This is a genomic window from Streptomyces niveus, from assembly GCF_001723055.1.
Classification (GTDB): domain Bacteria; phylum Actinomycetota; class Actinomycetes; order Streptomycetales; family Streptomycetaceae; genus Streptomyces; species Streptomyces niveus.
Genome location: NZ_MDCR01000309.1, coordinates 1 through 13,092, shown reverse-complemented (window position 1 = coordinate 13,092; position 13,092 = coordinate 1). Strand labels below are relative to the sequence as shown.

Annotated in this window: 12 protein-coding genes and 2 pseudogenes; 6 read left to right on the top strand and 8 right to left on the bottom strand. The window is 70.7% G+C overall.

Translation table 11 applies throughout. From position 1 onward, the window contains the following. On the bottom strand, nt 1-891 hold an 891-nt coding region (locus BHU15_RS29810), incomplete at its 3' end, for a serine/threonine-protein kinase (protein ID WP_141726905.1). Nucleotides 892-1,158: 267 nt separating this feature from the next. Next, the gene (gene kbpA, locus BHU15_RS29805; protein WP_023540912.1) at nt 1,159-1,944 is read right to left on the bottom strand and encodes an AfsK-binding protein KbpA; all 786 of its coding nucleotides are present in this window, start codon (nt 1,942-1,944) and stop codon (nt 1,159-1,161) included. A 305-nt stretch (nt 1,945-2,249) separates the two neighbouring features. On the opposite strand from kbpA, the gene BHU15_RS29800 reads away from it, so the two are divergent. Then, nucleotides 2,250-2,897, top strand: coding sequence for a TetR family transcriptional regulator (locus tag BHU15_RS29800; protein ID WP_037783940.1), 648 nt, complete (start codon nt 2,250-2,252; stop codon nt 2,895-2,897). Between the two features lie 81 nt (nt 2,898-2,978). On the opposite strand, the gene BHU15_RS29795 is transcribed toward BHU15_RS29800, so the two are convergent. Beyond that, entirely contained in the window at nt 2,979-3,557 is a 579-nt protein-coding gene (locus BHU15_RS29795) for a TetR/AcrR family transcriptional regulator (RefSeq protein ID WP_023540910.1), read from the bottom strand. A 58-nt stretch (nt 3,558-3,615) separates the two neighbouring features. Here BHU15_RS29795 and BHU15_RS39470 point away from each other — a divergent pair. Next, nucleotides 3,616-3,717, top strand: a pseudogene (locus BHU15_RS39470) (transcriptional regulator); the annotation flags it as partial. Between the two features lie 16 nt (nt 3,718-3,733). Further along, the gene (locus tag BHU15_RS29790; RefSeq protein WP_069630002.1) at nt 3,734-4,405 is read left to right on the top strand and encodes a pyridoxine/pyridoxamine 5'-phosphate oxidase; all 672 of its coding nucleotides are present in this window, start codon (nt 3,734-3,736) and stop codon (nt 4,403-4,405) included. 158 nt (nt 4,406-4,563) lie between these two features. On the opposite strand, the gene BHU15_RS29785 is transcribed toward BHU15_RS29790, so the two are convergent. Beyond that, on the bottom strand, nt 4,564-4,956 hold the full coding sequence (locus BHU15_RS29785) for a winged helix-turn-helix transcriptional regulator (RefSeq protein ID WP_069630001.1): 393 nt from the start codon (nt 4,954-4,956) through the stop codon (nt 4,564-4,566). 101 nt (nt 4,957-5,057) lie between these two features. Here BHU15_RS29785 and BHU15_RS29780 point away from each other — a divergent pair, with 101 nt between their 5' ends. Together BHU15_RS29780 and BHU15_RS29775 are read left to right on the top strand one after the other, a co-directional pair. Continuing rightward, on the top strand, nt 5,058-5,465 hold the full coding sequence (locus tag BHU15_RS29780; protein ID WP_069630000.1) for a RidA family protein: 408 nt from the start codon (nt 5,058-5,060) through the stop codon (nt 5,463-5,465). A gap of 50 nt (nt 5,466-5,515) precedes the next feature. Continuing rightward, nucleotides 5,516-8,788, top strand: a complete 3,273-nt coding sequence (locus BHU15_RS29775; protein ID WP_069629999.1) for an ATP-binding protein — start codon at nt 5,516-5,518, stop codon at nt 8,786-8,788. Here BHU15_RS29775 and BHU15_RS29770 read toward each other — a convergent pair. Both BHU15_RS29770 and BHU15_RS29765 read right to left on the bottom strand, forming a co-directional pair. Further along, entirely contained in the window at nt 8,761-9,552 is a 792-nt protein-coding gene (locus BHU15_RS29770; protein WP_069629998.1) for an ABC transporter permease, read from the bottom strand. The genes BHU15_RS29775 and BHU15_RS29770 overlap by 28 nt on opposite strands. Continuing rightward, entirely contained in the window at nt 9,549-10,586 is a 1,038-nt protein-coding gene (locus BHU15_RS29765; RefSeq protein ID WP_069629997.1) for an ATP-binding cassette domain-containing protein, read from the bottom strand. Before BHU15_RS29765 ends, BHU15_RS29770 begins: the two co-directional genes overlap by 4 nt. 149 nt (nt 10,587-10,735) lie before the next feature. Between BHU15_RS29765 and BHU15_RS29760 the strand changes: the two genes are divergently transcribed. Continuing rightward, nucleotides 10,736-11,902: a flavin-containing monooxygenase gene (locus BHU15_RS29760; RefSeq protein ID WP_069629996.1), complete on the top strand. Its 1,167-nt coding sequence runs from the start codon at nt 10,736-10,738 to the stop codon at nt 11,900-11,902. Here the strand turns inward: BHU15_RS29760 and BHU15_RS41655 are convergent. Then, nucleotides 11,889-12,530, bottom strand: a pseudogene (locus BHU15_RS41655) (MFS transporter); the annotation flags it as partial. The gene BHU15_RS29760 and the pseudogene BHU15_RS41655 sit on opposite strands and share 14 nt — an antisense overlap. Nucleotides 12,531-12,532: 2 nt before the next feature. Next, nucleotides 12,533-13,092, bottom strand: a 560-nt coding sequence (locus BHU15_RS41650) for an MFS transporter (protein WP_255293247.1), incomplete at both ends; no start/stop codon positions are given.

Sequence of the window (13,092 nt, the reverse complement as noted above, 5' to 3'; positions counted from 1 at the left end):
GCCGCCCCGGCGCTCCTCGATCATCTCGGTGGCGGACGCGGGCAGCCAGGCCGAAGCCGTACCGCTGTCGTCGCTGCCCGACGCGAACAGATGCGGGGCGAGCTGCGACTGGAGATCGGCGGGCGTCGGGCGCTGGGTGGCGTCCATCTGCATGCACGACTCGATGAGCGGGCGCAGCTCGTCCGCCAGCCCCTCCAGATTCGGTCCCTCGCGCAGGAGCATGAAGACGGTCTCGACGGGGTTGGCGCCGTGGAAGGGCGCGTGTCCGGTGGCGGCGAAGACGAGGGTGGAGCCGAGCGAGAAGACGTCGCTGGCGCCCGTGACGCTGCGGGAGTCGCGCGCCTGCTCGGGCGACATGTACGCGGGGGTGCCGACGGCCACGTTGGTCATGGTGAGGCGGGTGTTGGAGACGCCGGAGGCGATACCGAAGTCGATGACGCGCGGCCCGTCCTCCACCACCAGCACGTTCGACGGTTTGAGGTCACGGTGGACCAGGCCCTCGCCGTGGATGGATTCGAGCGCCTCGGCGATACCGGCGGCCAGCCAGCGCACGCCCTGCACGGGCAGCGGGCCGCACCGGCTGACCATCTCCTCCAGGGAGGGCGCGGGCACATAGGCGGTGGCCAGCCAGGGCACGGCGGCCCGGGGGTCGGCGTCCACCACGGCGGCCGTGTAGAAGCCGCTGACCGCGCGGGCGGCCTCCACCTCGCGCGTGAAACGGACGCGGAACAGCTGGTCCTCGGCGAGCTCGGTCCGCACCGTCTTGATCGCCACGCGGCGGCCCGAGGCCGAGCGCGCGAGATAGACGAGCCCCATACCGCCCGCTCCGAGGCGTCCGAGCACCTCGAAGGGCCCGATACGTCTCGGATCGTGCTGCGTCAGCTGCTCCACTTGCCTGCCACCTCCCCGTACGGGCCACAAAGGTACGGCCCCCTGCCCCCTGATTCTTCCTGTCTGGCCCGATGGTTGCGAACCCGGGGGCGGATCGGGGTGTCTCACCCTGATTCGGACAGAAAATGAGCGAACGACCCCGTACGGAGTGACTATCACGCCCGTAACAGTCTTGACGCGTACGGACCAACGCCGGTTGCCCCGCCCGTACGCCCAGCTCACACGCGCCCCAGCCGTATCAGCGACCTCAGGGATCCATGGCCGGCGTCAAGCGGCCTCCGGCTCGGCGAGCACCGCGAAGAGCGCGCCCTGGTTGTCCACGAGGGTGGCGATCCGCCCGTACGGGGTGTCGGTGGCGGACTCCCGGACCCGGCCGCCCAGCCGGACGGCCTCGGCGACCGTCTCGTCGCAGTCCGCCACGGAGAAGTAAACGAGGAAATGCCCCGGCATCTCCTTGGGAAATGCGTCGGTGATGACACTTCGCCCGCCGACGGCGCTGTCGCTCTCCGGCTCGGATCCGGCCGGGGACCACGTACGGAAGTCGACCGGTTCGCCCGGGAGGTCCTTGCCGATGAAGCCGAATACCGACTCGTAGAAGAGGTCGACGCTCTCCTTGTCCCTCGTATAGACCTCCGTCCAGCAGAAAGATCCGGGCTCGCTCTGCTTTTCGAACCCCGAGTACGCCCCCGGCTGCCAGAGGCCGAAGACCGCGCCCCCGGGATCGACGCCCTGCGCCCGGGTGCCGTACGGACCCACGGCTGTCGGGTCCATCACCATTCCGCCGCCGGCCTCCTTGATTCGCGCGGTGAGTGCGGTGACGTCCGATGTCGCGAAATAAACGCCCCAGGCGGTCGGCATACGCCCGTCCTGCTTCGCGGCGAGGGCGGCGACGCGCTTTCCGTCACTGAAAGCATTCGTGTAGTACCCGTATGCCGCGCCGCCGTCCGCACCGAATGTCCAGCCGAACAGCTCGCCGTAGAAACGCTTGCCCGCCCGGACGTCAGGAAGCGACACATCCACCCAGCACGGTGCGCCTTCCGCGAATACGGCCATGAGCCCGGATCCTTCCTCCGCGTGCGTACCGCCCGAGCGATGCGCCTTCCGGCCACGCTAATGGCGCATTTCGCCCGGCGCAGGGCGGGGCAAATCGAACAATTGACTAATTATCTCGCGGTGAGACCTTGTGTGCGGGGAGTTATCCACCGCGGTTGTCCACAGACTGTTGATAACACTATTCCTGGTCACGGCCGCGGTCGGACCGCTTCCGGCCCCCTCTTCGGCCCCCCGTGATCAGCGGGCGGTTCCCCATTTGCAGTCGGCCGAATCGCGCTCCGATCACCCCTCGGTAAGCTGACGGCATGACAGGACAAGTACGTACCGTCGACGGCCGCGTGGCCGGTCGGCGCGGCCAGGCGACGCGGCAGAAGCTGCTCGACTGCCTCAGCGAGATGCTCAGCACCTCGCCGTATCGGGACGTCAAAGTCATCGACGTTGCCCGGAAGGCAGGCACTTCACCCGCGACCTTCTATCAGTACTTCCCGGACGTCGAGGGCGCTGTCCTTGAGATCGCCGAGGAAATGGCCAAGGAGGGTGCCGGATTGACCGAACTGGTCTCCGGGCGCTCCTGGGCGGGTAAAGCGGGACGCCAGACGGCGGAAGAACTCGTGGACGGATTCCTCGACTTCTGGCGCAAGAACGACGCGATCCTCAGGGTCATCGATCTCGGCGCGGCCGAGGGCGACAAGCGGTTCTACAAGATCCGCATGAAGATCCTGAGTTCGGTCACCAACTCCCTTACGGATTCCGTGAAGGAGCTCCAGTCCAAAGGCAGGGTCGACAAGGACGTCAACCCCGCCGCGATGGCCGGCTCACTGGTCGTCATGCTCGCCGCGGTGGCCGGGCACCAGAAGGGCTTCCAGACCTGGGGCGTGAAGCAGGCCGAACTCAAGCCGAACCTGGCGCTGTTGGTCCACCTGGGTATCACGGGCAAGAAGCCGGCGAAGTAACGTTGCTTCTCCCTCCGTCCTGTCACGCCGGCGGCGGATCAGCGAACTGATCCCCGCCGGCGCTCCCGTCTCACGGACGTCTCACGACTCGGGTGGCAGCACGCGTTCCACAAGATGGCCGATCAGCCGCGCGGCCTCCTCCTCCGAGAAGACACCGGGCAGCGTGAGCCGCTCCACCACCAGCCAGTTGGCGGCCAGATAGATCATCTTGACCGCGTCGGCGTCCCCGGGCAGCCCGGACGCCAGATGGCCCGTGACGTTCTCCTCGACATCCCTGGCCACGCGCGCGGTCAGCACGGCACGCAGCTCCGGACGCCGGGTGGCCTCCAGCCGCAGTTCGAGCAGAGCGAGAAACCCGGTCCGAAACGCGGTGACCCGCTCCACCACCTGCCGCACCAACTCCGCGGTCCGCGCCTTGGTGTTGGGTCCGGTGACCATGCCGGCGACGGTGGCCTCGTCGGGAATCAGCCGCTCATAGATCCGGTGCCCCACCTGATTGAGCAGCTCGTCGCGGCTGGTGAAGTAGTTGGACGCCGTCCCTTTCGGCACCCCCGCCTCCACATCGACGGCCCGAAAGGTCAGCCCCCGGGCCCCGTCACGGGCGAGCACTTCGATGGCGGCATCCACGAGCGCGGAGCGGCGGGCCAGGTTCTGTCGCACGGGGTGGTCGCACCTTTCCTCTTGGCACCACTTCAGACGTAGTACTACACCCTAAGTGGTCGCCTTGTACGTCAGCTCCTTCGAAAGGCTACGGACCATGGCCGTGTACGGCGCCGACGCCCGTGCCCTCGTCGTCAAGGCACTCGACGCGCTGGGGTGAGCGGTTGAATGGGGGCATGAGCGGCGACGAGCAGCAGCAGGTGTTCAGGGACGTACTTCGTGGACTGCCGACCTGGGACAACGGGCTGGCCCGCTTCGACACCGGGGATGTGCCCGATGTGCCGGTGGTGTTGTTCCAGCGGTGGTTCGTCGAAGCCGTCGGGGCCGGGGTGGTCGAGCCGCATGCCATGGCGCTCGCGACCGTCGACGGGGGCGGGCGGCCCGACGTACGGACGTTGCTGCTGCACGACGCCGACGAGCGCGGCTGGCACTTCGCCTCGCACGCCACCAGCGCGAAGGGCCGGCAGCTCGCCGTCTCGCCGGGGGCCGCGCTCGGGTTCTACTGGCCCGCGCAGGGGCGGCAGGTCCGGGTGCGGGGTGCGGTGTCGGCCGCCGGGAGCGCGGAGAGCCGGGCCGATCTGGCCGTACGGTCCACCGGGGCGCTGGCCGCCGCGCTGACCGGGCGGCAGAGTGAAGTGCTCGGGTCGGCCGAGGAGTTGGCGCGGGCGTCGGGGGCCGCGTGGGAGCGGGCGCGGGCCGAGCCGGACGCGCCCGTGCCGACCTGGACGGCGTACGTGCTCGTCGCCGACGAGGTCGAGTTCTTCCAGGGGGATGCCCAGAGACGCCATGTCCGGCTGCGTTACCGCCGTACCGACGGCGGCTGGCGACGCGAGCTGCTCTGGCCTTAGGGGGTGTCTTGTCGATCAGGCCGGATCAGGGAGCGGGGTCTGGTGCGTGCGATCGCAAGGCGGAGGAGGGAGGCATGGCGGAGCCATGCCGACCGACGACAACGCGGCGAGCGTGCGTGCCAGGGACCGCGAGCCCGGCAAGATCGGCAAGACACCCCCTAGGGGGTGTCCGCCGCGCCGAAGCGGTCGCGTGACGTCTCGATGTGGTCGATGTAGCGGTGGGTCCAGTCGCACATCCGGTGCACCGTCTCCCGCAGTGCCAGGCCCGGTTCGGTGAGGGTGTACTCGACCTTCGGCGGCACCGTGGGGTGCACCGTGCGCCGCGCCAGGCCGTTGCGTTCCAGCATGCGGAGGTTCTGGGTGAGCATCTTGTGGCTGATGCCGTCGACCTCGCTCCGCACCTCGCCGAAGCGCAGTGTGCGCTCCCCCAGCGCCTCGATGATCAACAGCGCCCATTTGTTGGCGACGTCCGAGAAGATCTCCCGCGCGAGCGAGTCGGCGCGCGCGAGGTCCGCGTTCTCGGGGGTGCCGCTGAGCTGCTTGGTCACCATGAGGTTCCCCAGTCACTGAAAAGTGCGTTCTTCCATGTCAGCGCACACTCTCTTACGGTTCCTGAGTAACCGCAAGAGACCGAGCAGAAGGCAGGCAGAGCATGGCCATCACCCTGGTGAACCCCACCGGACTCCCCGAGACCGACATCTACCACCAGGTGTCGGTCGCGACCGGGTCGAAGCTGGTCTTCATCGCCGGGCAGGTCGCCTGGGACACCGACGGCGGCACGGTCGGCGAGGGCGACCTCGCCGCCCAGGTCGAGCGGTGCTACCTCAACGTCGGCACCGCGCTCGCCGGCGTCGGCGGCTCCTTCGCCGACGTGGCGAAGCTGACGGTGTACGTCGTGGACTGGACGCCCGACAAGATGCCCCAGTTCCTGGACGGCGTCGCCCGCGCGTCCGCGAAGCTCGGGATCACCCCCGTGCCGCCCGGCACGCTGATCGGCGTCGCCTCGCTGGACGTACCCGAGCATCTGGTCGAGGTCGAGGCCACCGCCGTACTCGACTAGACGCCTTCGCGACCACCCCCGCCCCGGCCCCCGCTGGGTAACCTGAACGGGTGACCACCGAGCTCCGCCTCCTGTCCGAGGTGTCCTACCGGGGCCGGGAGATCACCGGTCCCCGGCTGCACGGCCTCCTCGCGCTGCTCGCCGACGACCTGCGCGCCGGGCGCACCAGCGCGCGCCTGGTCGCGGACCTGTGGCCGGAGAACGATGAGCGGCCCGAGCACCCGAAGAAGGCCCTCCAGGTACTCGTCTCCCGGGTCCGCTCCCAGCTCGGCCCCGGCCTCGTCGTCAGCACCCCCACCGGCTACCGACTCGCCCTGGACGAGCACCAGGTCGACACCTCGGCCGTGCTGCTCAGCGCCGCCGAGAGCGCCCGCCACGCCCGCGCGGGCGACCACATCGCCGCCCTCCGGCACGCCGAGGCCGGCCTCGCCCGGTGGGAGCGGGACAGCGGCGAGGGCGCACCGGAGACCGGGGCGGGCGATCCGCTCACCGAGCTGCGCCGCGGCCGGGCCGCCACCCGCCGCTCCCTCGTACGCGCCCGCGCCCTCGCCCTGTCCCGGCTCGGCCGCCGTACCGACGCCATCGCACCCCTCACCGCCGTCCTGCGTGACCGGCCGCGCGACGAGGAGGTCCTGCTGGAGCTGCTGCGCTGCGAGGCGTCGGTCTCGGGCCCGGCCCAGGCCCTGGCCACGTACGACACCTACCGACGCGCCCTGCGCGAGGAGTTGGGCACCGACCCGGGCGCCCCGCTCCGGGCCGCGTACCAGGAACTCCTGCGCGGCCAGGCCCCCGTCCTGCGCCAGGGCGTCGCCCACGACCCCAACGCGCTCCTCGGCCGCGCCGACGACCTCACCGCCGTCACCGAGCTGCTCCGCACCTCCCGCGTCACCTCGATCGTCGGCGCGGGCGGTCTGGGCAAGACCCGGCTCGCCCACGCGGTGAGCCGCGTCGCCGAGCAGCGTGCCGTGTACTTCGTCCCGCTCGCCGGGGTCGGCACCGACGGCGACGTCGCGGGCGAGGTCGCCTCGGTCCTCAGCGTCCGCGAGGCGCGCCGCACCACGCGCGCCGGTCCGATCGCCCCGGCCGACGTACTCGGCCTGATCGTCTCCGCGCTGGGCCCCGGCCCGGTGCTGCTGGTCCTCGACAACTGCGAGCACGTCGTACGCGGCGCCGCCGAACTGGTGCGTGGCCTGGTGTCCATGACCCGCGATCTGCGCGTACTGACCACCAGCCGGGCCCCGTTGGGCCTGTCCTCGGAGTCCGTGTACGGGCTGCCGCAGCTTGATCTCGCCACCTCCGTCGAGCTGTTCGAGCGCCGGGCGCGCGCCGCGCGTCCCGATGTCGAGCTGGCGCCGGACGCGGTGGCCGAGGTGTGCCGTCAACTCGACGGCCTGCCACTGGCCGTGGAACTCGCCGCCGCCCGCGTACGCGTCATGTCCGTCCCCGCCATCGCCCGCCGCCTCGGCGACCGCTTCACCCTGCTGCGGGGCGGCGCGCGTGACGCGCCTCCGCGCCACCGCACACTGCACGCGGTCGTCGAGTGGAGCTGGAATCTGCTGGATCCGGCCGGTCAGGCCGCGCTGCGCGCCCTCTCGGTCTTCCCCGGCGGCTTCACGGAGGAGGCGGCGCACGCGCTCCTGGCCCACGGTGGGGAAGTCGCCGAGGACGGCGACGACACGCTGCGGGTCCTGGAGGACCTGGTCGACCAGTCGCTGCTCAGAGTGGTCGACGCCCGGCCCGGCGCCCGCTTCCACATGCTGGAGACCGTACGGGAGTTCGGCGCGGCGCGCTTGGAGGCGGCGGGCGGGACCACACGCGTGACGGCCGCGTTCCTGGCCTGGGCACGCGACTTCGGTACGGCGCACCACGGACCGCTCCTCGGCGCCGAGCCCATCGCGTCCGGCGAGCTGATCAAGGCCGAGCAGGACAACCTCCTGCGGGCGCTGCGGCTGGGGCTCGCCCGCGGCGACGGCGCGACGGTGGCGGCCACGAGCGCCGTACTGGGCGGCGTCTGGCTCGTGGAGTCCGCGTACGCGCGCATGGCGGTGCTGAACGACGAGACCGCGTGGCTGCTGTCGCACTACCGGCCGGAGCCCGACGCCGTTGAGATCACCAGGACGGCGCTCACGGTGTGCACCGCGTACGGCCTGGTCACCGGCGGGCCGCGCGCCTCGCGCGCGCTGGTCGCGCTGCGCCGGCTGCCGACGGCCCCGCCCGACACCCTGATACGCGCCACGGCCCTCGCTCTGACCGCCCGAACCGGGGCCGGACCCCGAACAGAGGGGAGCGCGCCGCTCCTGACCACCGTCACCAGCGCGTTCGACAGCTTCGTCCGCGAGTCCGAGGGCGACCTGCCGGGCGCGCTGGCCGCCGCCGGGCGGATGCTCAACGCGTCCGACGTCGCGGCGGTCCCCTGGGTCTGGATCATCGCCCACGCGCGCGTCGGTGAACTGTCAGCTCGCTCCGGGCGGATCGAAGAGGAGCGGAGCCACTACGAGGCGATGCTCCCGGTGCTCGAAGGGCTCAACGCCCGGCCGGACGTGGTGGGTGTCCACGCGGCGCTGGCGCTCATCGGCCTTCAGCTCGGCGATGTCGACGACGCCGAGCGCCAGTTGGATCTGGCGACGCGCTGTCCGGCGGACGACGAGGCGGCGATGACGTTCGGCCTCGGGACGGACGCGGAGTCCGGCCACGCCTTCGATCACGCGGTACGGGGGGAGATCGCCCTCGCGCGTGGGCAGACCGAGACGGGGCTGAGCCTGTGGCGTACGGCGGTGGAGCAGGTGACACAGCTCAGCAGCCGCAGTCTGATCGCCGAACACAGCCTGGATCTCTGGGCGGTTGAGATCGACACGGCCGCCGTGATGGCCCATGCCCAGCACGGCCGACTGGACTTGGTAGCGGAGGCCGCCGGTGAACTGCGGCACTCACTGACGAAGGCGCTGGCCTCCCCGCTCGTCAGTTCACCGATGTCGAGGCCGGAACTCCCGGCCTGCGGCGCCCTGTTGCTGGCGCTGGCCACGGTCGACCTCGCGGCCGTCGAGGAGAGTACCGATGGCGGAACTGGCGTGCGGCGGTCGGCGGCCCGGCTGATCGCGCTCGCCGAACGCTTCCGCCTCCTGCGGAACTTCCAGCCGACCATGTCCCCCGCCCGCGCCCGCCGCACCGCCGAACGGGCCGACGCGACGGAGTACGCGCGGGCGGCGGCCGAGTACGCCGCCCTCCCCCACGAAGACCTCCGCGCGGCGGCCCTGGACGCGCTACGAGAGCGGGACGCGAGCGCACCGACGGCCACTCACCGAGCGGCGGGGTCGCGGTTGTAGAGCTTCCTTGCCCAGAGGTAGGAGAGGAGGGCGATGCCGGCGCTCCAGGCGGCGGTCTGGAGGGCGCTGTTGCCGATCTCGGTTCCGGTGAGGAGTCCGCGCAGGGTTTCCATGACGGGCGTGAAGGGCTGGTACTCGGCGAACCAGCGCAACCCCGTCGGCATCGAGTCGGTCGGGACGAAGCCGGAGCCGAGGAACGGCAGCAGCGTCAGCGGCATCGGCAGATTGCTCGCACTCTCGACTGTCTTGCTGACCAGGCCGAGTGCGACCGACAGCCAGATGACGGCGAAGGCGATCATCGCGATGATTCCGATCGCCGCGAGCCACTCCACCGGCGTCGCACCCGTCCGGAACCCGATGAGCAGCGCGACAGCCACCACGATCACCATCGCGATCATGGTCTGGATGAGACTCCCGACAACGTGCCCGGTCAGTACCGAAGCGCGGGAGATGGACATGGTGCGGAAGCGGGAGATGATGCCTTCGGTCATGTCCATCGCGACCGAGATGGCGGTTCCCTGGGCGACGGCGGCGACCGTCATGAGCAGGATCCCGGGCATCACGTAGACGATGTACTCGCCCCGCCCCCCGCCGGAGCCGATCCCGGCACCCAGGGTGCCGCCGAAGACGTAGACGAACAGCAGCAGGAACACCACCGGCATCCCCGCCAGCAGCACGGTCATCGAGGGGTAGCGCAGCATGTGCCGCAGGTTGCGGCGCAGCATCGTCGCCGAGTCGGCCAGGGTGTGGGAGAGGGAACTCATCGGGTCACAGCCTTCTCGGTCGCGGTGTCGGTGGACGGGCGGGGCCGGCCGGTCAGGGCGAGGAACACATCGTCCAGATCAGGGGTGTGGACGGACAGTTCCTCCGCCTCGACGGACTGCGCGTCCAGCAGGTCCAGCAGCGCGCGCAGCGAACGCACCCGCCCGTCGCTGGGCACCTGCACCGTCAGCGCGTCCTCGTCCCGCGGTATGTCCTCCAACGTCCGCGACAACGCCCCCACCGCGGCCCGGAAGGCGGCCGGGTCGGCGAAGCGCAGCTGGACGTGCCCGCCGGGAACCAGCCGCTTCAGCTCCTGCGCCGTCCCCTCCGCCACGAGCTTCCCGTGGTCCAGGACCGCGATCCGGTCGGCGAGCTGGTCCGCCTCCTCCAGGTACTGGGTGGTCAGGAAGATCGTCACCCCCTGATCGGCGACCAGACCCCGGATGATCTCCCACATCGTGCGACGGCTCCGCGGGTCCAGCCCCGTCGTCGGCTCGTCCAGGAAGATCAGCCGCGGATCACCCACCAGCGTCATCGCCAGATCCAGCCTGCGCCGCATCCCGCCCGAATACGTCGACACCAACACGTCCGCCGCGTCCGCGAGATCGAACCGCTCCAGCAACTCCGCCGTACGCGCCCGCCCCGCCGCACGCCCCAGATGACGCAGATCCGCCATCAGACGCAGATTCTCCCGACCGCTCAACAACCCGTCCACCGCCGAGAACTGACCCGTCACCCCGATCACCGACCGCACCGCGTCCGGCTCACCCACCAGATCATGACCCGCCACCCGCACCCGCCCACCATCCGCACCGATCAACGTCGACAAGATCTGCACAGCCGTCGTCTTCCCCGCCCCGTTCGGACCCAACAACGCGAACACCGACCCCTCCACCACCTCCAGATCCACACCATCCAGCACCAACTTCTCGCCATACGACTTACGCAACCCAACAGCACTGATGGCACTGCTGGCGTTGTCGGCACTGCTTCCGGCACGTCGCGGCACTCCGGCCGCTGTGAGGTTCTCTGTCATGGCAGCAGCGTGCGGGCCGTCGGATTCACGCCGCTTTCACCGCGGTTTCAGCCGCCGCCCGCAGAACTTACCCAGGCGTAACCGATTCGCAATCCATTCCCGTCTTGACCGAGACCCAACAAGTGCTTGCTCGATTACGCTCAGCTCTCATGCCCAGCGACATCGACCTCACCAACGACCGCCCCGTGTACGTCATCGGCGGCGGGCCGGGCGGTCTCGCCGTCGCCGCCGCCCTGCGCGCGCGGGGCGTGCGAGCCGTCGTACTGGAGAAGTCCGAGGCCGTCGGGGCTTCCTGGCGCGGCCACTACGACCGGCTCCATCTGCACACCACCCGCAAGCTGTCCGCGCTGCCCGGTCTGCCGATGCCGAGATCCTTCGGACGCTGGGTCTCACGCGCCGACATGGTGCGCTATCTGGAGAAGTACGCGGAGTTCCACGGTCTGGAGATCGTCACCCGCGTCGAGGTCACCGGCATCGAGCGTTCGGCGGACGGCCGGAGCTGGCTCCTGCACGCCACCGGCGGGCGGGAGTTGACCGGCAGCGCCGTCGTCGTCGCCACCGGCTACAACCACGCGCCGCGTATGCCCGACTGGCCGGGGGCGCGGTCGTACGGAGGTGAACTGCTGCACGCGGGCGCGTACCGCGACTCCCGTCCGTACGAGGGCAAGGACGTCCTGGTCGTCGGCGCCGGCAACACGGGCGCCGAGATCGCGGTCGACCTCGTGGAGGGCGGCGCGGCGCGGGTACGTCTGGCGATCCGTACCGTTCCGCACATCGTGCGCCGCTCGACGCTGGGCTGGACCGCGCAGCGCACGGGCATCCTCGTCCGGCGGCTGCCGACGCGGCTGGTCGACCGGGGCGGCGAGATCATGTGCAAGATCGCGGTGCCCGACCTCTCGGCGCACGGGCTGCCGCGCCCCGACACCGGGCTGTACTCGCGGGTGCGTGAGGGTGCGATCCCGGTGCAGGACGTGGGGCTGATCGCGGCGGTGCGCAAGGGCAGGGTCGAACCGGTGGCGGCGGTCGAGTCGTTCGACGACAACAAGGTGGTGCTGGCGGACGGTTCACGCATCTCGCCCGACGCGGTGATCGCGGCGACCGGCTACAGCCGGGCGCTGGAGGGCCTGGTGGGGCACCTCGGCGTGCTGGACGAGCGCGGGTGCCCGGTGGTGCGGGGCGCGCGGACGTCCGAGCGGGCGCCGGGGATGTACTTCACGGGTTTCACGAATCCGATCAGCGGGATGCTGCGGGAGCTGGCGATGGACGCGGAGCGGATAGCGAAGGCGCTCACGTCACAAGACCTCACGTCACGCTGAGGGAAGCCGCTTTGGTCGTACGGCTCCTGATCAGCAGGGCCATCAGCGCCGCCGCCGCGCACAGCGCGCCCGAGGCGTACCAGACCGTGTTGTACGAGCCGGTGACGTCCCGCACCAGGCCGCCCGCGAACGCCACGACCCCGGCGCCGATCTGGTGCGAGGCCAGCACCCAGCCGAAGACGATGGCGCTGTCCGCGCCGTAGTACTCGCGGCACAGGGCGATCGTCGGCGGGACGGTCGCGACCCAGTCCAGGCCGTAGAAGACGATGAAGAACAGCATCGGCGGCCGGACGTCCGGGCCGAGCAGCATCGGCAGGAAGAGCAGCGAGACGCCGCGCAGCGCGTAGTAGACGGCGAGCAGCCGGCGCGCGTCGAAGCGGTCGGTGAGCCAGCCCGACGCGATGGTGCCGACGATGTCGAAGACACCGATGACGGCGAGGAGCGAGGCGGCGGCCGTGATCTGCATGCCGTGGTCGTGGGCGGCGGGGATGAAGTGGGTCTTGATGAGGCCGTTCGTGGAGGCGCCGCAGATCGCGAACGTCCCGGCGAGCAGCCAGAAGGGCCCGGTGCGGGCGGCCTCGAACAGGACGGTCACCGCGCGCCGCGCCGCGCCGGTGACGGGGGGCGGNNGGTCGCGCAGCAGCAGCCAGACGAACGGGACGACGACGAGCGCGGACATGGCGACGGTGATCGAGGCGGGGCGCCAGCCGTGGTTGGCCACGAGCCAGGAGAGCAGCGGCAGGAACACCAACTGCCCGGAGGCGCCGGCCGCGGTGAGGATGCCGGTGACGAGTCCGCGCCTGGCGACGAACCAGCGGTCGGTGACGGTGGCGGCGAAGGCCAGGGCCATGGAGCCGGTGCCCAGACCGACGAGGACGCCCCAGTAGAGGACCATCTGCCAGGCGGCGGTCATGACGACGGTGAGCGCGGACCCGGTGGCGATGACGGTCAGCGCGACGGCGACGACCCGGCGTATCCCGAACCGGTCCATGAGCGCGGCGGCGAACGGCGCGGTGAGCCCGTACAGCACGAGATTGACGGACACGGCGAACCCGATCTCGCCACGTGACCAGTCGAACTCCTTGTGCAGCGGCTCGATGAGCAGTCCGGGCAGCGAGGCGAACGCGGCGGCGCCGATGATCGTCACAAAGGTCACGGCGGCGACGAACCACGCCCGGTGGATACGGGGG

What these genes read in the sequence shown, in the direction of transcription:
- kbpA (WP_023540912.1), bottom strand. Translation starts at nt 1,944, where the DNA reads ATGGCCGTATTCGCGGAAGGCGCACCGTGCTGGGTGGATGTGTCGCTT.
- BHU15_RS29765 (WP_069629997.1), bottom strand. Translation starts at nt 10,586, where the DNA reads ATGACAGAGAACCTCACAGCGGCCGGAGTGCCGCGACGTGCCGGAAGC.
- BHU15_RS29760 (WP_069629996.1), top strand. Translation starts at nt 10,736, where the DNA reads ATGCCCAGCGACATCGACCTCACCAACGACCGCCCCGTGTACGTCATC.
- BHU15_RS29785 (WP_069630001.1), bottom strand. Translation starts at nt 4,956, where the DNA reads ATGGTGACCAAGCAGCTCAGCGGCACCCCCGAGAACGCGGACCTCGCG.
- BHU15_RS29780 (WP_069630000.1), top strand. Translation starts at nt 5,058, where the DNA reads ATGGCCATCACCCTGGTGAACCCCACCGGACTCCCCGAGACCGACATC.
- BHU15_RS29790 (WP_069630002.1), top strand. Translation starts at nt 3,734, where the DNA reads ATGAGCGGCGACGAGCAGCAGCAGGTGTTCAGGGACGTACTTCGTGGA.
- BHU15_RS29800 (WP_037783940.1), top strand. Translation starts at nt 2,250, where the DNA reads ATGACAGGACAAGTACGTACCGTCGACGGCCGCGTGGCCGGTCGGCGC.
- BHU15_RS29770 (WP_069629998.1), bottom strand. Translation starts at nt 9,552, where the DNA reads ATGAGTTCCCTCTCCCACACCCTGGCCGACTCGGCGACGATGCTGCGC.